We start from the raw sequence: 21,787 nt of genomic DNA, 5'->3' as shown, positions 1-21,787 counted from the left end.
GTGCCCTCGCGGTGATGGTGGCGCTGGCCATGGTGTTGTCGGCGTGCGGCGGGTCGAGCCGACGCGTCACCGACTCGGCGTGGCCGCCCTCGACCGGCCGCGGCCCGTGCGCGGTGAGCAAGCAGACCGACGTGCCGGCCCGGATGCGCGACGGAACCGTACTGCGCGCCGACGTGTACCGGCCGGACAGTTCCGACCCGGTTCCGGTGATCCTGATGCGCACCCAGTACGGGAAGTCCGGCGCCCAGGTCCAGCCGTCGCGTTACCAGACACCCGACTGGTTCGCGTCGCACTGCTATCTCGTTGTCATCCAAGATGTTCGGGGACAGGGCACCTCCGGCGGCACCTTCAGCGAGTTCAGTCATGATCGCGACGACGGCTACGACTCGGTGGAGTGGGCGGCCGCGCTGCCGGGGTCGAACGGCAAAGTGGGCATGTACGGCTCGTCGTATGTCGGCGCGACCCAATGGCTGGCCGCCACGGAGTCGCCCCCACACCTGGTCACCATCGTTCCGGCGAACACCGCCTCGGACTATTACGACGGCTGGATGTACGAGGGTGGCGAGTTCCGGCTGGCGTTCGTGCAGCCCTGGGCGCTCGGTTTGGCCACCACCGCGGCCGAGAACCGGCACGACGACTCGACTGCCGCCGCCCTGAAGGCTGCTGCGGCGGACTCGACCCGGTGGCTGAACTTCCTGCCGTACCGCGCCCTGCCGCCGCTGCAGCCCGCGAATCCTGCTGTGGCGCCGTGGTATTTCGACTGGATCGCGCATTCGACCCGGGATGACTACTGGCGACAGTGGAGCATCCGCGATCGCTATCCGTCGGTTCGGGTGCCGGTTCTCGACGTCGAGGGCTGGTACGACGCATTCCTCGCCGGCGGCGTGGAGAACTTCACCGGAATGGTGAAGTCGGCGGCCACGCCCGAAGCCCGGGCGAACCAACGGCTCGTCATCGGCCCCTGGGACCATCTGGACTGGGGCCGACCAGGTTCGGAACCGGCGCCGCTACTCAAGGACATCGGGCCCGCCGGCGCTACTCCGATCAACGAGCTGATGCTGCAGTGGTACGACCACTTCCTCAAGGGTATGAACAACGGCGTCAACGGGACCTCCGGCGGCACCCCGCGGGTCGACTACTTCCTGATGGGCGCCAACCGATGGAAGTCGGCGCCGAGTTGGCCGCTGCCCCAGACCCAGTGGGCCCGCTACTTCCTGTCCGGCGACGGCCAGATGGATTCGCGCACCGGCACATTGACCACGGCAGCAACTGCCGTCGGTCAGACACCGGACCACTACGTCTACGATCCGACTGATCCGGCTCCCAGCGTCGGCGGCCATTCCTGTTGCGGTGCGCGGTCAGGGCCGCAGGGGCCTTACGACCAGATACCGGTCGAACAGCGCTCTGATGTGTTGGTCTACAGCAGCGATCCGTTGTCCGCCGACACCGAGGTGACCGGACCGGTGACGGTCGACCTGTGGGCGTCGTCGTCGGCCGTCGACACCGACTTCACCGCAAAGCTGATCGTGGTCAAGCCGGACGGCGATGCCATCAACCTCAACAACGGGATCGTGCGGACGGCGTTCCGCGACTCGTTGTCCGACCCGCGCCCCGGTGTGGCGAACCAGCCCTACGAGTACCACATCGCGATCTGGCCCACGAGCTATGAGTTCGGTGCCGGCGACCGGATCCGGGTGGAAATCTCCAGCAGCGACTATCCGCAGTTCGCACCGAATCCGAACACCGGTGAGCCGTTCGGGCAGAGCGCCGCGACGCAGCAGGCAACGCAGACCATCTGGCACGACGCCGCCCATCCGTCGGCTGTCGTCATCCCGGTGATCCCGGGCGGTGATGCAGGGTCAGACCGCTTCCCGATCGGATGAGGGCACGGATCAGAGGAGCGAAAATGGTGGCCATCAGCGGCCGGCGGAAAAGAACGTGGCGACCTGGTCAGCCACCTCAGTGGCTGAACCTCAGATCAGCGGGATTGGCGCGAGGCGTCGGCGGCCATGCCGATGAAAATAGCGTAGGCGGCAGACATCGCGATCTGATCGATCTTGTCGGTGTCTCCGCCAAGTTCGCGAACCTGGTCGGCGATCGCATAACGGATCAGATCGACAGACGTCATCATGGGATCGCTCACCGGTACTCCACTCTCGGTGCCATTTTCTTTTCGGTTGTCAGGCAGAGCCGCGGTGTCGCCGCCGCGAAGAAAACGACATCTCCGACTTTGCCCAACGCGATCACCGTAGCTCCGTTCGTCATCAAGTACCTGAGACCGAGCTTAGAGTTCAAAAGTTAGTCCAGCTAGCAGATTAGCTTTGTGACCGGCGTGAGATCCGTTCGAGACCTTAGGCGTTGTGACGCGCGCCACGAAGGCTGGTTGTGCGGGCGGAGGGACTCGAACCCACACGCTCTTTCGAACAATGGCACCTAAAGCCATGGCGTCTACCAATTCCGCCACGCCCGCAATGTGGACGATTCTACGTCACCGGACCGCGGCCATTTCCAGCCGAGCGCCACTCACCAGCGAACCCATAACCGCTGGCAGGGTACCGTCGTGGTGTGTCCACGACCCGCCGCCGCAGGTTCGCGCTGATCCTTTTGGTGATCATCGCCGCGTGCGGCTGCCTGGCCCTGGGCTGGTGGCAGTGGAGCAGATTCGAGTCGACGTCGGGCACCTTCCAGAACCTGGGCTATGCCCTGCAGTGGCCGATGTTCGCCGGGTTCTGCGTGTACGCCTACCGCAAGTTCATCCGCTACGAAGAAGAAGGCGTGCCCGAGGCGCCGACGGACTCCGGCTCCGTCACCGAGATCCCGGCCGGACTGCTTCCCGAACGGCCCACGGCCGGCGCAGCGTCCGATGATTCCGACCCTGCGATGCGCGAATACAACGCCTACCTGGCCGAGCTGGCCGCCGCCGACAAGGCCCCCGACGATCAGAACAGGACCACCGCATGACCGCACCCGAGTCGCCCGAAGCCCACATCCCCACGGGCGTCCCGAACGAGACGATCCGCAAAGCCCTTCTCGGATACCGCGTCCTGGCCTGGACGACCGGCATCTGGCTGATCGCGCTGTGCTACGAGATCGTGCTGCGCTACGTCGTGAAGGTCGACAACCCGCCCACGTGGATCGGCGTGGTGCACGGCTGGGTCTATTTCGTCTACCTGCTCTTCACGGCGAACCTCGCGGTGAAGGTGCGCTGGCCGATCGCCAAGACCATCGGCGTGCTGCTGGCCGGCACGATCCCGCTGCTCGGCATCATCGTCGAGCAGGTGCAGACCCGAGAGCTGAAGACCCGCTTCAACCTTTGATCAGCGGGTCGTCGGACAGCTCGAGTTCGTCCGCCGACCACTCGGCGACGGCGGTGTCTACCCGAGTCGGGATCGTCAGTGCGACAACAGCTGCGAGCGCGGCGACACCGGCAGCGATCAGCAGCGCCGTTCGCACGCCGTGCAGCGACGGGACGACGTGCCCGGCATAGGTGATAGTCATCGTCGCGAGCACGACACCGATCACGGCGCTGGACACCGAGGTGCCCAAAGATCGGGCGAGCGCGTTGATTCCGTTGGCGGCGGCTGTCTCGGACACCGGCACCGCGGCGTTGATGAGCGCGGGCAGCGACGAGTACGCGAACCCCACACCGAAGCTCACGACGACGTTGACCACCATCACCGCCGCGGGACTGCCGAGTAGCCACAGCGCGCCCAGGTAGGCAGCCGCGATGATCGCCGAACCGCAGACCAACGTGAACTTGGGACTGCGGCGGCCTGCGGTACGTGCGGCAAGTGGGGCGGCGAACATCATTGCCAGCCCGCCGGGGGCCATCCACAGACCGGCCTGCAACATCGACTGCCCGAGCCCGAATCCCGTTCCGGTCGGCATCTCGAGCACCTGCGGACCGACCAGCGACAGCGCGAACATCGAGAAACACACCAGGACCGCGGCGATGTTGGTGGTCAGCACCGGCCGCCGCAGTGTGGTGCGAAGATCCACGATCGGCGACGCGGTCCGGAACTGCCAGCGGGCGAAGATCGCGAACACCGCGACGGAGAGCCCGAACAGCGACAGCGTAGTCGAGCTCGTCCAGCCCCACGTCGAGCCTTTGGAGATCGGCAGAAGCAGGGAAACCAACCCCACCGCCAACAGCAGGGTCCCCAGCGGGTCGAACCGGTCGGCCGAGCTGGCCGGGACATCGGGCACCAGGAAGGCGAACAGCAGCATCGCCAGGATGCCGAGAACGCCTGCGCCCCAGAACAATGTGTGCCAGTCGGCTTTCTGGGCGATCACCGCCGACAGCGGAAGGCCCATCGCGCCGCCGACACCCAGCGACGAACTGATCAGTCCCATCGCCGGGCCGACTCGCTCGGCGGGCAGGGCCGAGCGCAGCACACTGATGGCCAGCGGAATGATCGGCAAGGCCAGCCCCTGCAGCCCACGTCCGATGATGAACGGCACCAGGGAGCTGGTGAGCGCGGCCAGCAGAGAGCCGACGGCCATCGCACCCGCGCAGATCATCAACATCGGCTTGGGGCCGTGCATGTCGCCGAGGCGCCCGAACACCGGCGTCGCCACCGCCGCGGTCAGCAGGGTGACGGTGATCGTCCACGACGCGTTGGACGGGTTGGTGTGCAACAGCATTGGGAGCTCGGGAATGAGCGGGATCATCAGCGTCTGCGTCAACGACACGCTGATGCCGGCCGCCGCCAAGACGGCGATCAGAACACCGGGGTGCGCCGCCCGGACCGAGTGACGACCCACCCGAGCATCATGACACAGGTTAGATGCGCTAGGAAAATCTCGTTCCACTCAGCTGAGCAGCGCACTCAGTGCCGGGATCAGCAACGCCAGCGCCCGGCCGCGATGCGACGCCGCGTCCTTCTCCGCCGGGCTGAGCTCGGCAGCGCTGCGGCTCTCCCCCTCGGGAATGAACAGCGGGTCGTAGCCGAAGCCGGCCGCACCGCGCGGCTCCCGGGCGATCGCCCCGTTCCACTCGCCGCGCACCACTGCGCTGTCGGCGGCCCCGGGACCGTAGACCAGTGCGCACGCTGACACGAACGCCGCCGAACGCCGCTCGTCGGGCACGTCGCGCAACTGGGCCAGTAGCAACGCGTTGTTCGCGGCGTCCTCGCCGTGCGTTCCGGCCCAGCGTGCCGAGAGCACCCCCGGCATCCCGTTGAGTGCGGCGACCGTCAGCCCCGAGTCGTCGGCGACGGTGGGCAGCCCGGTCGCCGTGTAGCCGTCGCGGGCCTTGGCCAGGGCATTCTCCTCGAAGGTGGCGCCGGTTTCGGGCGCCTCGTCGAAGGGCGGCACATCGTCGAGTGAGACCAGGGTCAGCCCGACCAGCCCGGCGGCGTCGAGCACCCGGCGCAGTTCGGCCAGCTTCTTGGCGTTGCGGCTGGCGACGAGTACGCGGTTCAGTTCAGCTCCCGAAAGCCTTCTTCGACGGCCCACCTTCGGGCAGCACACCGGGATACGGCAGGGCCAAGGCTTCACGCTGCACGGCGAACAAGGTTTCGCAGGCACCGAGGGCGGCATCGAGCATCTTGTCGAGCGTCGAACGCGGGAACGTCGCACCTTCCCCGGTCCCCTGGACCTCGACAAGTGTTCCGGTGTCGGTGGCGACGATGTTCATGTCGACCTCGGCGCGCGAGTCCTCCTCGTAGGGAAGGTCGACGCGAACGCGGCCGTCGACCACCCCGACGCTGACCGCCGCGATGGCACACGACAGCGGGCGTGGGTCGGACAGTTTGCCTGCCGCCGCCAGGTACGTGACGGCATCGGAGAGCGCAACGTAGGCGCCGGTGATCGCGGCGGTGCGGGTTCCGCCGTCGGCTTGCAACACATCGCAGTCGATCGCGATGGTGTTCTCGCCGAGCGCGGCCAGATCGATGCACGCCCGCAGCGAGCGTCCGACCAGGCGACTGATCTCCTGGGTGCGTCCGCCCACGCGGCCCTTCACCGATTCGCGATCGGACCGGGTGTGCGTGGCCCCGGGCAACATCGCGTACTCGGCGGTCAGCCAGCCCAGTCCGGAGCCCTTGCGCCAGCGCGGCACCCCGTCGGTGACGCTGGCCGTGCACATGACCCGGGTCTCGCCAAAGGCGACGAGCACCGAGCCGGCCGGATGGGACGTGAAGCCACGGGTGATCGTGACCGGGCGCAGCTCGTCGTCAAGCCTGCCGTCTTGTCGTCGGGACACGAGAAAGACCCTATCGGCGTCAGTGCCGACGAACGTCAATGGCCTCCCCGCACACCACGGCGTGCACCGGACCGTCGAACTCGGCCTTGGCCTCGGAGATCACGTCCTCCCGTGACGTCCACGGCGGGATGTGGGTCAGCAGCAGTTCGCCGACGCCGGCACGCTTAGCCATCCGGCCGGCCTCGGTGCCTGACAGATGAAGATGCGGCGGCCGCTCCGGTGCGTGGGTCCACGATGCCTCGCACAGAAAAACGTCTGCACCCCTTGCCAATTCGACTAGTGACTCGCACACGCCGGTGTCGCCGCTGTAGACCAGGGTAGCGCCGGACGGGTCGGTGATGCGCATACCGAACGACTCCGTCGGATGGGTCACCAGCCGCGGCACCACGGTCAGGGCGCCGAATTGCACGGGCTGGTTGTCCTGCCAGTGGCGGATGTCGAAGATGTCGGAGAAGTCGTCGAGCTCGCCCCCGAGCGGCGACGACGCCGCCGCCAGCCGCGTCCAGGTGTCACTCGGCCCGTACATGATGCCGCGGCCCCGGGCCGGGCTCGGGTGGTAGCGACGCCATACGAACAAGCCGGGCAGATCCAGGCAGTGGTCGGCGTGCAGGTGCGACAGCAGAACGTGCACCTCGTTGGGGTCGGCGTAGCGCTGCAGCGCGCCGAGCACTCCGCCACCGAAATCGAGGACGAGCGGCGGTGTGTCCGGTGCCGTCAGCAGGTAGCCGGACGCCGGCGAATCAGGCCCGACAACACTGCCGGAGCAACCGAGGACGGTGATTCGCACAGCCACCAGCTTGCCATGCCCGGTTGCCACACGAGGAAAACATGACGGGTTTGTCAGAGAGAATCACGTTGTCGCCGAGACGTGACGGTGAACAGGGTTGACGCCGGTTATCGCCGGACCCAGGAAGCGCGCCGCCAGGGCGGTGAACGCCTCGGGATCACCCGTCGCCTCGAACAGCCGGGTCGCCGCCGGCGCCTCGTGCGGGCGCAGCAGATCGCGCTCGGTCAAAACCTTCAGCAAGTCTTTGGCCGTCTCCTCGGCACTGGACACCAGCGTGACCGAATCTCCCATCGCCAGCTGGATCAGCCCGGACAGCAACGGGTAATGCGTGCAGCCCAACACCAAGGTGTCGACCTGCGCGCGCTGGAGCGGCTCCAGATACCCCTCGGCCAGGTTGAGCACCTGCCGGCCGCTTGTGACGCCGCGCTCGACGAAGTCGACGAACCGCGGGCACGCCACCGCCGCCACCTCGACGTCGCGCGCCGCCGCGAACGCGTCCTGGTAGGCCCCGGACGCGATAGTGGCCTGGGTGCCGATGACCCCGATGCGTCCCGTGCGCGTGGTGGCGACCGCGCGCCGCACGGCGGGCAGAATCACCTCGACGACCGGCACGTCGTAGCGTTCCCGCGCATCGCGCAGGCAGGCTGACGACGCGGTGTTGCAGGCGATGACGAGGGCTTTCACGCCGCGCTCGACGAGGTCGTCGCCGATCGCCAGTGCGTTCGCCCGAACCTCGGGAATGGTCAGCGGGCCGTAGGGGCCGTTGCCGGTGTCGCCGACATAGATGATGTCCTCGTCGGGCAGCTGGTCGATGATCGAGCGGGCGACGGTCAGCCCGCCCACGCCGGAATCGAAGATGCCGACCGGCGCGAAGCGGTCGCTCATGACGTCAGGCCGGGAAATTGGCCGGCGTTCTTGCGTTCCCGCGCTTTGCGTTCCGGACCGGACAGCCAGTAGGCGGCCAGTACGCCGGCGATCGCGCCGCACAGGTGGCCCTGCCAGGACACCCCGCCGCAGGTGGTCAATTCCGGCATGGCCCCCCACAGCACGCCGCCGTAGACGAACAGCACCACGATCCCGGTGACGATCCACCAGAGGTGCCTGGTGAAGAAGCCGAAGACCAACAGGAAGGTCAGCCAGCCGAAGATCAGTCCGGAGGCGCCGATGTGGTTGGTCTCCAGGCCACAGCCGACGTTTCCGATCAGCCAGGTTCCGAATCCGCCGACTATCCAGATGATCGCGGTGGCCCAGACGAATCGCGCCAACCCGGTCAGCGTCACCAGGAAGCCGAGCACCAGGGCCGGCACGGTGTTGGCGGCCAGGTGTTGCCAGCTGGCGTGCAGCAATGGCGAGAAGACGATGCCCCACAGGCCGTCGGTTTCCAGTGGCCGGATGCCGTTGCGGTCCAGCGAGTGCCCCGAGAGCTGATCGACGATCTCGATGACGTAGAGCAGCGCAACGAACGACAGGATGGCGGCGCCGCCGACCTTCCACGCCGGGGGCTTCTTGGGCTGCGGCGGAGTCGCCGGATAACCCAACGGCTGGTTCATCTGTGCCTGATACCTCTTCTACGCCCGGAGCTGGCCTTGCCAGCGCCTACTCGGCTCCGTCCAGGCTACCGGTGGAGCACTTCCGCGGGCGGCGAGCTCGGGTCAGGCACCGACGCCGAACGCCCCCGGAACCACCTCGCGGTAGGTCGGCACGCCGGCCGCCGACCGAGCCCCGAACACCGCGACCAGCACGGCCCGCGCCAGACAGTCCGCCCCGGCCGCGCCGATCGCCGCGAGTGGCTTGGTCTCCGGCGCCATCGACGCCGGCGTATCGGGGTCGGGCTGCAGCTCGAGCGCGCCGGTGGCCAGCGCGAAGACGGTGTCGCCGTCCAGCGGGGTGTGCGCGGGGCGGATGGTGTGCGCCAGGCCGTCCTGGGCAGCGACCGCGAAGCGCCGGCACCCGGCCGGTGACAGCGCCGCGTCGGTGGCGACGACGGCGATGGTGGTGTTGAGCGGGCTGGACTCCTTGTCGAGCGCTGCGAGTGCGGCGATCTGCTCGGCAGGCGGCGCGACCAGCCCGAACTCCGCGACGAGGTGGCTCATCCACGGCAGCCCGGTGGCCGGGTCGACGACGTTGCCCGCACTGTTGACGACGACGATCGCCCCGACCGTCACCCCGGATTCGAGGGTGATCGACGCGGTACCGACACCGCCCTTGAGCACCGCGGCACGAGCGCCGACACCCGCTCCGACGGTCCCCACCGCCACCTCCGCACCGGCTGAGCTCGCCGCCGCGTAGCCGAACTCGGCAGTGGGCCTGCACGCCCAGCCGCCGACCGGCAGGTCGAAGATCACCGCGGCCGGCACGATCGGGACGACGCCACCGTCCATCGCAACCCCGCGGCCCTGCTCCTCCAGCCAGGTCATCACACCATCGGCGGCGGCCAGACCGTAGGCGCTGCCGCCGGTGAGCACGACGGCGTCGACGTGGCGGACGCTGTTGGCCGGGTCGAGCAGGTCGGTCTCGCGGCTGCCGGGCGCGCCGCCGCGAACGTCGACGGCGCCGACGGTTCCGGGTGGCGCAACGATCACGGTGGTCCCGCACGCCCAGCCCGAGCCGAGGCTGGCATCGTCGTCGAGGCGGTGGTGGTGACCGACCAGGATGCCTGCGACGTCGGCGATCGACCCGGTGTTCATCGGACGGGGCCGCCCTTCGTCATCGGATCGGCTTACCCATCAGGCCGAGCACCAGATACTCCTGCAACACCGTGAGCCACTGATAGACGTCGAGGTGCCCCGCCAGCGGATGGTCGGTCGGCAGACGGTCGGGACCCTCCGGGCCGATCTCGAGCATCGCGCCCAGCGCCAACCGGACGTCGTTCACGGCGGAGACCCAGGCGTTGGCGTCGTCTTCGGTGATCTCGAACCGGCCCCCACCATCCGGAAGGGTGTCCAAAAGACGTTGCGCTGCAGACCTTTTGGCATCAATGATGTCCGGCTCGTGCAGACTGCGCAGCGCACCGTTGAGGCTCTCGGCGGCCGCGGAGCCGGCCGGATGATCACGCTGGGGCTTGAAGAAGTCGGGCAACAGGCGCCGCATCGTCGTGTCGTCGGGCGGCTGCGGGTTGCCGGCCCGGATTCCGGTGATCTGCTCCAACGGATCCGACGGCGTCGCCGCCTCCCGCTCGTCGAGCATGCCCTGCACCGAGGCGACCATGTTCTTCAACAGCGCAGCCTCATGCGGGGCCAGCGCCGAGCGGAACCGAGGACCCTCAGCGGTGTCGACCCGCTTCCATTTGCGCACGCCGTCAGCGGTCCTGCTGCATGGTCGCCCACAAACCGGCGGCATGCAGTTTGGACACGTCGACCTCCATGGACTCGCGGCTCCCGGCGGAGACCACCGCCTTGCCCTCGTTGTGGACCTGCAGCATGAGCTTGGTGGCATGCGGTTCGCTGTAGCCGAACAGCTTCTGGAACACGTAGGTCACGTAGTTCATCAGATTCACCGGGTCATCCCACACGATCGTCACCCAGGGGGTGTCGACGGCAGCGACGGATTCAGTGCGTTGCTGTCCGCTGGCGTCCGGGCGGGTCGGAGCTGCTTGCGAACCCATGCGACCAAGGATAGCGAGCGAGACCAAACGCCATGGCGATGAGCCCCTCGGGGAAGAGCAATCTATTCAGGCCGCCGGGGGGCCCGATACGGTTGCGCTGTGACCGCCGCCCTGCTGACGGACAAGTACGAGTTGACCATGCTCGCCGCCGCGCTGCGCGACGGTTCCGCCGAGCGCCGGACCACCTTCGAGGTGTTTGCCCGCCGCCTACCGGACGGCCGCCGCTACGGCGTGGTCGCGGGCACCGGGCGATTTCTGGAAGCGTTGGGCGAGTTCATCTTCGACGACGACGCCCTGGCCCCCCTGCGGTCCTTCCTCGACGACGCGACGCTGGACTATCTGCGGGACTTCCGGTTCACCGGTGATGTCGACGGCTACGCCGAGGGCGAGCTGTACTTCCCCGGCTCCCCCGTCCTGTCGGTCACCGGCACCTTCGCCGAGTGCGTGTTGCTGGAGACGCTGGCGCTGTCGATCTTCAACCACGACACCGCAATCGCCTCTGCGGCCGCGCGGATGGTCAGCGCGGCGGCCGGTCGCCCGCTGATCGAGATGGGCTCGCGCCGCACCCACGAACAGGCGGCGGTGGCGGCGGCCCGCGCGGCCTACATCGCCGGTTTCGCCGGCACATCCAACCTCGAAGCCAACCGCCGCTACGGCATCCCGGCGATGGGCACCAGCGCGCATGCGTTCACGATGCTGCACACCACCTCAGCGGGACCTGACGAGCAGGCGGCGTTCCGTGCGCAGGTCGACGCATTGGGGGTGGGGACCACCCTGCTGGTCGACACCTACGACGTGACGGCGGGGGTGGCCAACGCGGTCGAGGTCGCCGGACCCGGTCTCGGCGCCGTGCGCATCGACTCCGGCGACCTCGGGGTGCTCGCCCGCCGGGTGCGCGCACAACTCGACGACCTGGGCGCCACCGGCACCGAGATCGTGGTGTCGGGTGACCTCGACGAATTCTCGATCGCTGCGCTGCGCGCCGACCCGGTCAACACCTACGGCGTCGGAACCTCGGTGGCCACCGGCTCGGGTGCCCCGACCGCGAGCATGGTCTACAAGCTCGTCGAGGTCGACGGCATCCCCGTTCAGAAACGCAGCAGCCGCAAGGAGTCTCACGGCGGACGCAAGGCCGCGCTGCGGCTGTCCCGGCCGACCGGGACGGTCACCGAGGAGGTCATCCACCCGGTGGCCACGGCGCCCGAGGTGACCGAGCCGGCGCGGGTTCTGACCGTGCCGCTGGTGCGCGCCGGGCAGCCGTTGGCATCAGCCGATCTGGCCGCCGCGCGCGCGTTGGTGGTGCGCGGGCTGCGCAGCCTGCCCTGGGAAGGCTTGGCCCTGTCGCAGGGCGAGCCGGCGATCCCGACCCGACAGGTGCCGGTGCGGCCACGGTGAGCGACGACAGCGACGTGCCGCCGGTCACCGAGTTACTGGCATTGGCGGTGTCCGCACTCGGCGGCGCCGAGCGCCCCGGCCAGGTGCAGATGGCCGAGGCGGTCACCAACGCCTTCGCCGAGGGCGAGCATCTGGCGGTGCAGGCCGGCACCGGAACCGGCAAGTCGCTGGCCTACCTGATCCCGTCCATCGCCCGCGCGGTGTCGGAGGGGTCGCCCGTTGTGGTGTCCACGGCGACCATCGCGCTGCAACGCCAGCTCGTCGACCGCGATCTGCCCAGGCTGGTCGACGCGCTGGCACCCGCACTGCCTCGGCGGCCCAAGTTCGCGTTGCTGAAAGGACGTCGAAACTATCTGTGTCTGAACAAGATTCACAACGGCAGCGCGGACGAGTCCGGCGACGCCTCGCAGGAGGAGCTGTTCGAGCCCGTCGCGGCGAGCGCGCTGGGCCGTGACGTCGCGCGGTTGACGGCGTGGGCATCGTCGACTGAGACCGGCGATCGTGACGAGCTGACGCCGGGTGTGCCCGACCGGTCCTGGTCGCAGGTCAGCGTCTCGGCCCGGGAATGCCTCGGCATGGCGCGCTGCCCGTACGGCACCGACTGCTTCTCCGAACGGGCGCGCGGCGAGGCAGGCCGCGCCGAGGTCATCGTCACCAACCATGCGCTGCTGGCAATCGATGCGATCGCCGACGCCGCGGTGCTGCCCGAACACGAATATCTGGTGGTCGACGAGGCCCATGAACTGGTGGACCGGGTGACCTCGGTGGCCACCGGTGAACTGACCCCCGCCCCGCTGGGGGTGGCCGTCCGGCGGATCTCCCGACTGGTCAGCCCGGCGCTGGTTCAGCGGATGGACGCGGCGGTGGCGACGTTCTCCTCGGCGATTCACGACGCGCAGCCGGGCCGGCTCGATCACCTCGACGACGAGTTGGCCACCTACCTGACCGCATTGCGGGATGCGGCCACCGCCGCCCGGGGTGACATCGATCCGGCGCCGAAGGACCCGAAGGCCGCTGCGGCGCGCAACGAGGCGATCGCGGCACTGACCGAGATCGCCGATGCGGCCTCGCGGGTGCTGGATTCGTTCGTCCCGGCCATCCCGAACCGCACCGAGGTGGTGTGGCTGGACCAGGAGGAGATACGAGGAACCCGGAGGCCGGTGTTGCGAGTGGCGCCGCTGTCGGTGGCCGGTTTGCTGCGCACCCGCCTGTTCGACAGTGCGACAACGATTTTGACCTCAGCCACCCTGACCGTCGGCGGTTCGTTCGACGCGATGGCGGGCTCCTGGGGGCTCGGCGACGGGCCGAAGTGGACCGGATTGGATGTCGGCTCCCCGTTCGAGCACGCCAAGTCCGGGATCCTGTACGTCGCCGCGCATCTGCCGCCACCGGGCCGCGATTCCGCAGGCTCCCCACAACAGGTCGACGAGATCGCCGGGCTCATCGAGGCAGCCGGCGGACGCACCCTGGGGCTGTTCTCGTCGATGCGCGCCGCCAAGGCGGCGACCGAGGCGCTGCGGGCCCGGATCGACACCCCGATCCTCTGCCAAGGGGACGACAACACCGCGGCGCTGGTCGAGAAATTCGCCGCCGATCTCGAGACGTCACTGTTCGGCACGCTGTCGCTGTGGCAAGGCGTCGACGTGCCGGGGCCGTCGCTGTCGCTGGTGCTCATCGACCGCATCCCGTTCCCCCGCCCCGACGACCCGCTGCTGACTGCGCGGCAGCGAGCCGTCGCCGCGCGGGGCGGCAACGGGTTCATGACGGTCGCCGCCGCCCATGCCGCCCTGCTCCTCGCGCAGGGGGCCGGCCGGTTGCTGCGTCGCGCCGACGACCGGGGCGTCGTGGCGGTATTGGACTCACGGATGGCGACCGCTCGCTACGGTGGCTACCTGCGGGCGTCGTTGCCGCCATTTTGGCCGACCTCCGATCCCGAGCGCGTCAAGCAGGCACTTCAGCGGCTCCGCGACGGGCTCTCGTCGTGACAGATCCGGGTGTCCGTCGGCCGCACGGCACTATGGTGAGAGCAAATTTCGATGCCTCTGAAAAGGTGGCCCCCATGCGCCGACGACACCTCGCACGCCTGCTCGCCGTCGCGAGCGCCGCTGTGGTGCTGGCCGGTTGCGGGACCACCATCTCCGGAAAGGCCGTGTCCGTCTTCGACGATCCGTTCAAGGTCGGCGGCCTGCAGGCGGTGGACGGTGCCAGCGGCTTGCGCTCAGATGCGGAGAAGCCGACGCGAAGGGTTTCGCACAGTGACGGCGGCAAGATCGACGAGCTCGGCGCCCAGTCGATCAGCGATCTGGAGGCGTTCTGGAAGGACAACTACAAGGGCTCGTTCGACGGGGAATTCCGACCCGTCAAGGACCTGATCTCCTGGGACTCCAACGAATACGACGGCGAATTCTGCGGCGACACCACCTCCGACCTGATCAACGCAGGCTTCTGCGACGACGACAACACCATCGGCTGGGATCGCGGCGTGCTGATGCCCGCACTGCGACAAGCCAACGGCGACATGGCGATCACGATGGTGCTGGCTCACGAATACGGGCACGCGATTCAGAAAATGGCCAAGCTCAACAAAAAGGGCACCCCCACTCTGGTGGCCGAGCAGCAGGCCGACTGCCTCGCCGGCGTCTACATGCGGTGGGTGGCCGAAGGCAACTCGAAGCGGTTCACGTTGAGCACCGGTGATGGGCTGAACAACCTTCTGGCCGCGATGATTTCGTTCCGCGACCCGCTACTCAGCCAGGGCGACTACGCCGACAGCGGCGACGAGCACGGGTCGGCGTTCGAGCGGATCTCGGCCTTCCAGTTCGGCTTCACCGACGGACCGACGTCGTGTGCCGCCATCGACGCCCAGGAGATCGGCCAGCGCCGCGGAGACTTGCCGATCGAACTGCAGCGCGACCAGACCGGGGAGTGGCCGGTCAGCGAGGAGTCGGTCCGCTCGATCATCGCAGCGATGAACATCGTGTTCACGCCGAAGAAGCCGCCCACCCTGAGCCTGGACGCCACATCGGCGTCGAAATGCCCTGACGCCCGGCCCAGTCCGCCGGTGTCCTACTGCCCGGCCACCAACACGATCGCCATCGACCTGCCGGGGCTGGAGAAGATGGGCGCCTCCAACGAAGGTCAGGACAACGTCCTGATCACCGGCGACAACACCGCCTACTCCGTACTGGTGTCGCGCTACATGCTCGCGTTGCAGCACGAGCGCGGCGGACTGGTACTCGACAACGCCGAAGCCGGCTTGCGCACCGCGTGCCTGACCGGCGTCGCGACCACCAAGCTGTCCAAAGAGGTCACCACCCCGGACGGCAACACCGTCGCGCTGACGGCCGGCGACATCGACGAGGCGGTGTCGGGTCTGCTGACCAACGGCCTGGCCGCCGGCGACGTCAACGGCGAGTCGGTGCCCGCGGGCTTCAATCGCATCGACGCGTTCCGCATCGGAGTGCTCGGCGACCAGGACCGGTGCATCAAACGCTTCCCTTAGGACGCGGGGATGTGGACGGCGTCCGCGATCTGAGCGCACACTTGACGATGTGGATCTACTTGAATCCGTGCGCGCGGCGTACGACGCTCAACAACAGGCCGAGGCGGTGACGGCAGAAGCCGTGCACCAAGCGCGCGAGGCAGGCAGAACGTGGCAGGAGATCGGCGAGGTCCTCGGCGTGTCCCACCAGGCCGCAGTGCAGCGCTACGGAAACCCGAGTCCGCTCGCCGAAGCCGACGAGTTGGCCACAACCGTGATCGACGATCTTGCACAGAGTCGGTGGTCTCATGTCAGTGCTCGTTTCGACGCCACGATGCGCGAGCAACTCACCGACGAAGGTCTCGCCTTCGGGTGGACTGAGATAGCCAAAAGGGCTGGCGCGTATCAGAACCACGGAGACACCAGCGCAGTGCGTATCGGTGAGGTCACGACCACCAACACCCGGCTGTCCTTCGAGGCGGGAGAATTCGTCGCTCGCATCACCTTCCGCGACGACCAGACGATTGCCGGGCTGTTCATCCTGAATCCCGAAGCGGCCGCCGCGACGTGAACTAGATCTTCTTGGTCACCCCGTACCAGGACAGGATCGCGTCACCTTCATCGGTGGACTTGCTCAATGTGGCGTACGAGCGAATGAACGACTCCCCCACGCAGCCATCGATTTTCACGTGGAAGTTACTGATCGACACCCATGGCCGGTCGCCCTTGTACTGCTTCTTGGTCACCGGGACGATGTTGATGATGCCGGGCTTGAGACCGACGGTGATCGCGCCGCCGATGCTGCCGCCGACACCCGGCAGCAACCCCTCGGCCGCGTTGTTGGGAAAGTCCAGCCCGATGATCCCCAGCGACGTGTTCGCCCCGATGGTGCCGCCCAGGGCAACGCCGTTGGAGGTGCTCATGTCTATGCCGCACCCGATCTGGTAGCCGACCTCGAACACACCCCTCGGGTTGTCGCCGGAGCCGTCGAGCGCGCCGTTGAAGACACCGCTGACGGAGTACTCCCGTGAGGAGATCGCGGTCGTCAGTGGTGCGATCGGCATCTGCACCTCGTCCTTGGCCGAGATCGTCAGCGTCCATCCATCCGGCGATTTCGTGATCGCCGGCGGCGTCGAGGCCACCTTCCCGTCATCGATCGTCGGGGCGGCCGGGTCGGCCGCGGCGGCGGGCTGACTCAGGTCGGGGCCGCCGGGATCAGGATCGGCCGATGCCGGCACCGGCACGGCCAACAAGGTGCCCACCAGCGCCATGAGCGCTGCGCGACGAACAAACACTGCCTCGAACACCTCCCCGGCTGCCGATGGTCCGCCCCGATGCGGGACCCCTCGACATCCTGTTGGGAACCTACAGGTGGCTCCCCCGCCCCGCTAACCGGTTGGGCAACTGCCGGCGCTACGCCAGCGTGACGAGTCCGAGCTCGTTGTCACCGGCCAGTAGCGGATGATGCGGCAGCACACGGACGGTGTAGCCCACCGAACCGGCCACCGGCAGCGGGGTCGTCGTCGAGAAGACGTCGGTCCCGCCGTCACCGGAACCCGAGTGCACCATGTCCACCGTGACGGGGTCCTGCAGGGCGTCGGCGGCATCGACCCGGCCGAGCACCGCCTGCACGTCGACATCGTCGGGTTTCAGCCCGGCCAGCGCGACGGTCGCGGTGAGGGTGAGCTCCGACCCCAGCAGAGGGGTGTCGGGCAGCCCGGTGCTGTCGACATCGGTGACCTCGATGTGCGGCCACGCCTCCCGGACGCGTTGCCGGTAAGCCGACAGGTCACGTGCCGCCCCGAACGGCAGGCCGTCGATCGGTGCACTGGTGCGGCGGAACGACTGCGCGGCGGGCGCGTAGTACTTCTCGGTGTAGTCGCGCACCATACGGGAAGCCAGCACCTTGGGCCCGAGGCCCTGCAAGGTGTGTCGGACCATCTCCACCCAGCGGGTCGGCACACCCTTGTCGTCGCGGTCGTAGAACGTCGGCGTCACCGACTGCTCAAGCAGGTTGTAGAGCGCTGCGGACTCGATGTCGTCGCGGCGGTTCTCGTCGGCCAGGCCGTCGGCTGTCGGTATCTCCCAGCCATTTTCGCCGTCGTACCACTCGTCCCACCAGCCGTCGCGGATGGACAGGTTGAGCCCGCCGTTCAGCGCGCTCTTCATCCCCGACGTGCCGCAGGCCTCCAGCGGACGCAGCGGGTTGTTCAGCCACACGTCGCAGCCCCAGTACAACTGACGGGCCATCGACATGTCGTAGTCGGGTAGGAAGGCGATGCGGTGGCGCACTTCCGGCCGGTCCGCGAACCGCACGATCTGCTGGATCAGCGCCTTGCCCGCATCGTCGGCCGGGTGTGACTTGCCTGCGACGATCAGCTGCAGAGGCTTGTCCTTGTCCAGGAGCAGCGCCTCGAGTCGTTGCGGATCACGCAGCATCAGGGTCAGACGCTTGTAGGTGGGCACCCGGCGGGCGAAGCCGATGGTCAGCACCTCAGGGTCGAAAGCCGTTGCAATCCAGCCGAGTTCGGCCTCAGATGCGCCGCGCTCCAGCCACGACCGGCGCAGCCGCTGGCGCACGTCTTCGACCAGCAACGCGCGCAGCTGAGAGCGGATCCACCAGATGTGACCGGTGTCGACCTGTTGCAGCCGCGCCCAGACGTTGGGTTCGCGCAGCGCCTCGGTGGAACCGGCGAGTTCCCGCCCGAGCTCCAACCACTGCGGGGCCGCCCAGGTGGGGCCGTGCACACCGTTGGTGATCGAGCCGATCGGCACCTCAGCCGGGTCGAAGCCAGGCCAGAGCTCGTCGAACATCGCGCGGCTGACCCGCCCGTGCAGCAGGGACACCCCGTTCGCGCGCTGCGCCAACCGCAGGCCCATGTGCGCCATGTTGAACTTCGACGGGTCGTCCTCGGCGCCGAACGCGAGCACCCGTCCGACCGGAACCTCCGGCAGCAGGCCATCTTTCCCGTCATCGCCGAAGTACATCTGCACCATGTCCACCGGGAATCGGTCGATTCCCGCCGGCACCGGCGTGTGGGTGGTGAAGACCGTGCTGGCCCGCACGAGCGTCAGCGCGGTATCGAAATCCAGCTTCTGCTCGGAGATGTATTCGCGGATCCGCTCAACCCCCAGGAAGCCGGCGTGGCCCTCGTTCATGTGGTAAACGTCCGGCGTCGGCCGACCGTCGATGGCGGTGAACGCACGGACGGCCCGAATGCCGCCGATCCCGGCGAGCAACTCCTGCTTGATGCGATGCTCCTGGTCGCCGCCGTAGAGCCGGTCGGTCACGTTGCGCAAATCGTGCTCGTTTTCGGGGATGTCAGAATCCAAGAGCAACAGCGGGATCCGGCCCACCTGCGCCACCCACACCCTCGCGCGCAGCACCTTCGCGTCCGGCATCGCCAGCTCGACGAGCACCGGCGCGCCCGCGGCGTCGGCGAGGAGCCGAAGCGGCAGCCCCTGCGGATCCAGCGACGGATAGTTCTCGTGCTGCCAGCCGTCGGCTGTCAATGACTGCCGGAAATACCCGGACCGGTAATACAAGCCGACAGCGATCAGCGGCAGGCCCAGATCCGATGCCGACTTCAGATGGTCACCGGCCAGAATGCCCAGGCCGCCCGAATAGTTCGGCAGCACTTCAGCGACGCCGAACTCCATCGAGAAATATGCGATACCCGTCGGCATCGACGCGGCGTCTTGCTCCTGATACCACATGGGCCGGCTCAGGTAGTCGTCCAGGTCCGCCGCGAGCTGATCGAGAACGGCGAGGAACTGCTCGTCCTCGGCCAATTCGTCGAGTCGGGCCGGGGCGACCGCGCCGAGCAGCGCCACCGGATCCTGACCGGTCTGCAGCCACAGTCGCGGATCGATCGATGCGAAGAGATCTTGTGTCGGCTTGTCCCACGACCAACGCAGGTTGGTGGACAACCGGCCGAGGGCTGCCAGCCGCTCGGGCAAATGGGCACGGACCGTGAACCTGCGGAGGGCCTTCACGCGTTCCCACCTTACTGAGAACACTGGTGCCGTTGGCGCGAGCATGCGCTTCTTCCCCAGCCGGTCATTCTTCGCACTACGGTGTGAAGAGGGCGCGATGCGGTTATCCCGAGGGTCAAGCAGTCTCACGACCGGTGCAGCGACCACGGTTGCTGCGCCACGACAACGAGAAACCGACTCGAGCCGGCGCGGAGCAGACCACGTCGCAGAGGTCAGGAATGGAGTGGTTGGGTGCCCGGTCGTATCGAGATCGATGACGTCGCGCCCGTTGTGTCCTGCGGTACCTATCCGGCCAAGGCGGTCGTCGGCGAAGTGGTGCCGGTCGCCGGGACGGTGTGGCGCGAGGGGCACGACGCGGTGGCGGCGACGTTGGTGGTGCGCTACCTCGGAACTGCCCACCCTCAGCTCGGGCAGAATCCGGCCAGGCGGGTCAAGGCCCTCGAGGGTGCCGAACTGACCGAGGCCTCCCCCGCGGTAAGCCGGGTGAAGCCCCGGCTATACCCGATGGAGATGGGCCGCACCCCCGATGTCTTCCACGGCCAGTTCGTGCCCGACCGGGTGGGCCTGTGGACGTTTCGGATCGACGGCTGGGGTGACCCGCTCACCACCTGGCGGCACAACGTCACCGTCAAACTCGACGCCGGACAGGGCGAATCGGAGCTGAACAACGATCTCATCGTCGGCGGCAATCTGCTGGCCCGCGCTGCCACCGGCGTGCCTCGCGACCGACGCGCGCCGCTGTTGGCGGCCGCGGCGGCGCTGCGCGAGTCCGGGGACCCGCTGACCCGCGCGGCCCTGGCGTTGTCCAACGAGGTCACCGATCTGCTCGCCCAGTACCCGCTGCGTGAGCTGGTCACCCGGGGCAGCACCTACGGCATCTGGGTGGACCGGCCGATGGCGCGGTGCAGCGCCTGGTACGAACTGTTCCCGCGGTCCACCGGTGGCCGCGATGAGGCAGGCCGGCCCGTGCACGGCACATTCGAGACCGCCGCCGCGGCGCTGCCGCGGGTCGCATCGATGGGGTTCAACGTCGTCTACCTGCCGCCGATCCACCCGATCGGCAAGGTGCACCGCAAGGGCCGCAACAACACCGTGACGGCCGAGCCTGGGGATGTGGGGTCACCCTGGGCAATCGGCAGCGACGACGGCGGGCACGACGCCGTCCACCCCGATCTCGGGACGATCGACGACTTCGACCGGTTCGTCGATGCGGCACGCGACAACGGGCTGGAGGTCGCACTCGACCTGGCGCTGCAATGCGCTCCGGATCACCCGTGGGCCAAGAATCACCGGGAATGGTTCACCGAGCTGCCCGACGGCTCCATCGCCTACGCGGAGAACCCGCCGAAGAAGTACCAGGACATCTATCCGCTGAACTTCGACAACGATCCCGGCGGCCTGTACGACGAGGTGCTGCGGGTGGTGCGGCACTGGATGGATCACGGCATCAAGATCTTTCGGGTGGACAACCCGCACACCAAGCCGCCGAACTTCTGGGCGTGGCTGATCAGCCAGGTCAAGGCCGTCGATCCCGACGTGCTGTTCCTCGCCGAGGCATTCACCCGCCCGGCGCGGCTTAACGGGCTCGCGAAACTTGGCTTCACACAGTCATATTCGTACTTCACCTGGCGTACCGCCAAGTGGGAGATCGAAGAGTTCGGCCGCCAGATCGCGGAGCACGCCGACTACACCCGGCCGAACCTGTTCGTGAACACGCCGGACATCCTGCACGAGAGCCTGCAACACGGCGGGCCCGGCATGTTCGCGATCCGGGCCGTGCTGGCCTCGACGATGGGCAGCTCGTGGGGCGTGTACTCCGGCTTCGAGCTCTTCGAGCATCTGCCGGTCCGGGAGGGCAGCGAGGAGTACCTGGACTCCGAGAAATACGAGCTGCGACCGCGCGACTTCGAAGGCGCACTCGCACAGGGCCAGTCCCTGGAGCCATTCCTGCGCCGGCTCAACGAGATTCGCCATCTCCACCCCGCGCTGTGCGAGATGCGCACCATCACGTTCCACCACATCGACAACGACGCGCTACTGGCGTACAGCAAGTTCGACCCGGTATCCGGTGACACCGTGCTGGTGGTGGTGACATTGAACCCATTCGGCCCCGAGGAAGGCACCCTGTGGCTAGACATGGCCGCTTTGGGTATGCAGCCCTACGACCGTTTCTGGGTCCGCGACGAGATCACCGGGGAGGAATACCAATGGGGGCAGTCGAACTACGTGCGACTGGAACCGGCCCGCGCCGTCGCGCACATCCTGAACATGCCGTTGATCCCGCAGGAGCAGAGAGCAGTTCTGCTGCGTCGGGAATGA

Annotated in this window: 20 protein-coding genes and 1 tRNA gene; 8 read left to right on the top strand and 13 right to left on the bottom strand. The window is 67.9% G+C overall.

The genetic code is table 11. The features are described 5' to 3' along the window. Positions 1 to 14 precede the first annotated feature (14 nt). Positions 15 to 1,883 carry a CocE/NonD family hydrolase gene (locus Y900_RS19825; RefSeq protein WP_036344033.1) on the top strand — a complete coding sequence of 623 codons (1,869 nt, stop codon included), beginning with the start codon at positions 15 to 17 and terminating at the stop codon, positions 1,881 to 1,883. Between the two features lie 95 nt (positions 1,884 to 1,978). Here Y900_RS19825 and Y900_RS32795 read toward each other — a convergent pair whose 3' ends face one another. Both Y900_RS32795 and Y900_RS19820 read right to left on the bottom strand, forming a co-directional pair. Beyond that, positions 1,979 to 2,143, bottom strand: coding sequence for a hypothetical protein (locus tag Y900_RS32795; protein WP_168214817.1), 165 nt, complete (start codon positions 2,141 to 2,143; stop codon positions 1,979 to 1,981). A gap of 243 nt (positions 2,144 to 2,386) precedes the next feature. Continuing rightward, positions 2,387 to 2,470, bottom strand: a tRNA-Leu gene (locus Y900_RS19820). Between the two features lie 95 nt (positions 2,471 to 2,565). On the opposite strand from Y900_RS19820, the gene Y900_RS19815 reads away from it, so the two are divergent. After that, positions 2,566 to 2,961 (top strand): hypothetical protein, encoded by a 396-nt coding sequence (locus Y900_RS19815; protein WP_036344032.1) that lies wholly within the window; start codon positions 2,566 to 2,568, stop codon positions 2,959 to 2,961. Then, complete coding sequence (locus Y900_RS19810) at positions 2,958 to 3,317, top strand: DUF3817 domain-containing protein (RefSeq protein ID WP_036344031.1); 360 nt, start codon at positions 2,958 to 2,960, stop codon at positions 3,315 to 3,317. The genes Y900_RS19815 and Y900_RS19810 overlap by 4 nt, the downstream gene beginning before the upstream one ends. Here Y900_RS19810 and Y900_RS19805 read toward each other — a convergent pair. The 9 genes from Y900_RS19805 to clpS form a co-directional block, all read right to left on the bottom strand. Then, positions 3,307 to 4,764 carry an MFS transporter gene (locus Y900_RS19805; protein ID WP_036344029.1) on the bottom strand — a complete coding sequence of 486 codons (1,458 nt, stop codon included), beginning with the start codon at positions 4,762 to 4,764 and terminating at the stop codon, positions 3,307 to 3,309. The genes Y900_RS19810 and Y900_RS19805 overlap by 11 nt on opposite strands. Positions 4,765 to 4,812: 48 nt before the next feature. Then, positions 4,813 to 5,424: an RdgB/HAM1 family non-canonical purine NTP pyrophosphatase gene (gene rdgB, locus Y900_RS19800; protein ID WP_036347307.1), complete on the bottom strand. Its 612-nt coding sequence runs from the start codon at positions 5,422 to 5,424 to the stop codon at positions 4,813 to 4,815. Position 5,425: 1 nt separating this feature from the next. Beyond that, on the bottom strand, positions 5,426 to 6,205 hold the full coding sequence (rph, locus tag Y900_RS19795) for a ribonuclease PH (protein ID WP_036344027.1): 780 nt from the start codon (positions 6,203 to 6,205) through the stop codon (positions 5,426 to 5,428). Between the two features lie 19 nt (positions 6,206 to 6,224). Further along, positions 6,225 to 6,998 carry a cyclic nucleotide-degrading phosphodiesterase gene (locus Y900_RS19790; protein ID WP_036347304.1) on the bottom strand — a complete coding sequence of 258 codons (774 nt, stop codon included), beginning with the start codon at positions 6,996 to 6,998 and terminating at the stop codon, positions 6,225 to 6,227. A 57-nt stretch (positions 6,999 to 7,055) separates the two neighbouring features. Beyond that, on the bottom strand, positions 7,056 to 7,877 hold the full coding sequence (gene murI / locus Y900_RS19785; RefSeq protein ID WP_036344026.1) for a glutamate racemase: 822 nt from the start codon (positions 7,875 to 7,877) through the stop codon (positions 7,056 to 7,058). Beyond that, a complete protein-coding gene (locus Y900_RS19780; RefSeq protein WP_036344025.1) occupies positions 7,874 to 8,542 on the bottom strand; it encodes a rhomboid family intramembrane serine protease in 669 nt (222 codons plus the stop codon). Before Y900_RS19780 ends, murI begins: the two co-directional genes overlap by 4 nt. A 102-nt stretch (positions 8,543 to 8,644) precedes the next feature. After that, positions 8,645 to 9,679 carry a P1 family peptidase gene (locus tag Y900_RS19775; protein ID WP_036344024.1) on the bottom strand — a complete coding sequence of 345 codons (1,035 nt, stop codon included), beginning with the start codon at positions 9,677 to 9,679 and terminating at the stop codon, positions 8,645 to 8,647. Between the two features lie 19 nt (positions 9,680 to 9,698). Then, the gene (aosR, locus tag Y900_RS19770; protein WP_036344023.1) at positions 9,699 to 10,286 is read right to left on the bottom strand and encodes an oxidative stress transcriptional regulator AosR; all 588 of its coding nucleotides are present in this window, start codon (positions 10,284 to 10,286) and stop codon (positions 9,699 to 9,701) included. A gap of 4 nt (positions 10,287 to 10,290) precedes the next feature. Further along, entirely contained in the window at positions 10,291 to 10,596 is a 306-nt protein-coding gene (gene clpS, locus Y900_RS19765; RefSeq protein WP_036344021.1) for an ATP-dependent Clp protease adapter ClpS, read from the bottom strand. A gap of 99 nt (positions 10,597 to 10,695) precedes the next feature. Between clpS and Y900_RS19760 the strand changes: the two genes are divergently transcribed. From Y900_RS19760 to Y900_RS19745, 4 genes are all read left to right on the top strand, one after another. Further along, on the top strand, positions 10,696 to 11,991 hold the full coding sequence (locus tag Y900_RS19760; RefSeq protein ID WP_036344020.1) for a nicotinate phosphoribosyltransferase: 1,296 nt from the start codon (positions 10,696 to 10,698) through the stop codon (positions 11,989 to 11,991). Beyond that, on the top strand, positions 11,988 to 13,976 hold the full coding sequence (locus Y900_RS19755; protein ID WP_036344018.1) for an ATP-dependent DNA helicase: 1,989 nt from the start codon (positions 11,988 to 11,990) through the stop codon (positions 13,974 to 13,976). Before Y900_RS19760 ends, Y900_RS19755 begins: the two co-directional genes overlap by 4 nt. Positions 13,977 to 14,050: 74 nt before the next feature. After that, entirely contained in the window at positions 14,051 to 15,493 is a 1,443-nt protein-coding gene (locus Y900_RS19750; RefSeq protein WP_036344017.1) for a neutral zinc metallopeptidase, read from the top strand. 49 nt (positions 15,494 to 15,542) lie between these two features. Next, a complete protein-coding gene (locus Y900_RS19745) occupies positions 15,543 to 16,043 on the top strand; it encodes a DUF3887 domain-containing protein (RefSeq protein WP_051660163.1) in 501 nt (166 codons plus the stop codon). Position 16,044: 1 nt separating this feature from the next. Here the strand turns inward: Y900_RS19745 and Y900_RS19740 are convergent, their stop codons facing one another. Both Y900_RS19740 and Y900_RS19735 read right to left on the bottom strand, forming a co-directional pair. Beyond that, positions 16,045 to 16,767: an MspA family porin gene (locus tag Y900_RS19740; protein WP_036347300.1), complete on the bottom strand. Its 723-nt coding sequence runs from the start codon at positions 16,765 to 16,767 to the stop codon at positions 16,045 to 16,047. 118 nt (positions 16,768 to 16,885) lie between these two features. Beyond that, positions 16,886 to 19,468: a glycosyltransferase family 1 protein gene (locus tag Y900_RS19735; RefSeq protein WP_036344015.1), complete on the bottom strand. Its 2,583-nt coding sequence runs from the start codon at positions 19,466 to 19,468 to the stop codon at positions 16,886 to 16,888. Positions 19,469 to 19,699: 231 nt separating this feature from the next. Here Y900_RS19735 and Y900_RS19730 point away from each other — a divergent pair, with 231 nt between their 5' ends. After that, complete coding sequence (locus tag Y900_RS19730; protein WP_036344013.1) at positions 19,700 to 21,787, top strand: alpha-1,4-glucan--maltose-1-phosphate maltosyltransferase; 2,088 nt, start codon at positions 19,700 to 19,702, stop codon at positions 21,785 to 21,787.

The sequence above is a fragment of the Mycolicibacterium aromaticivorans JS19b1 = JCM 16368 genome (genome assembly GCF_000559085.1).
Classification (GTDB): Bacteria; Actinomycetota; Actinomycetes; order Mycobacteriales; family Mycobacteriaceae; genus Mycobacterium; species Mycobacterium aromaticivorans.
Note: the sequence above shows the minus strand (reverse complement) of the source record. Positions and strands in the feature narration are given on the sequence as shown.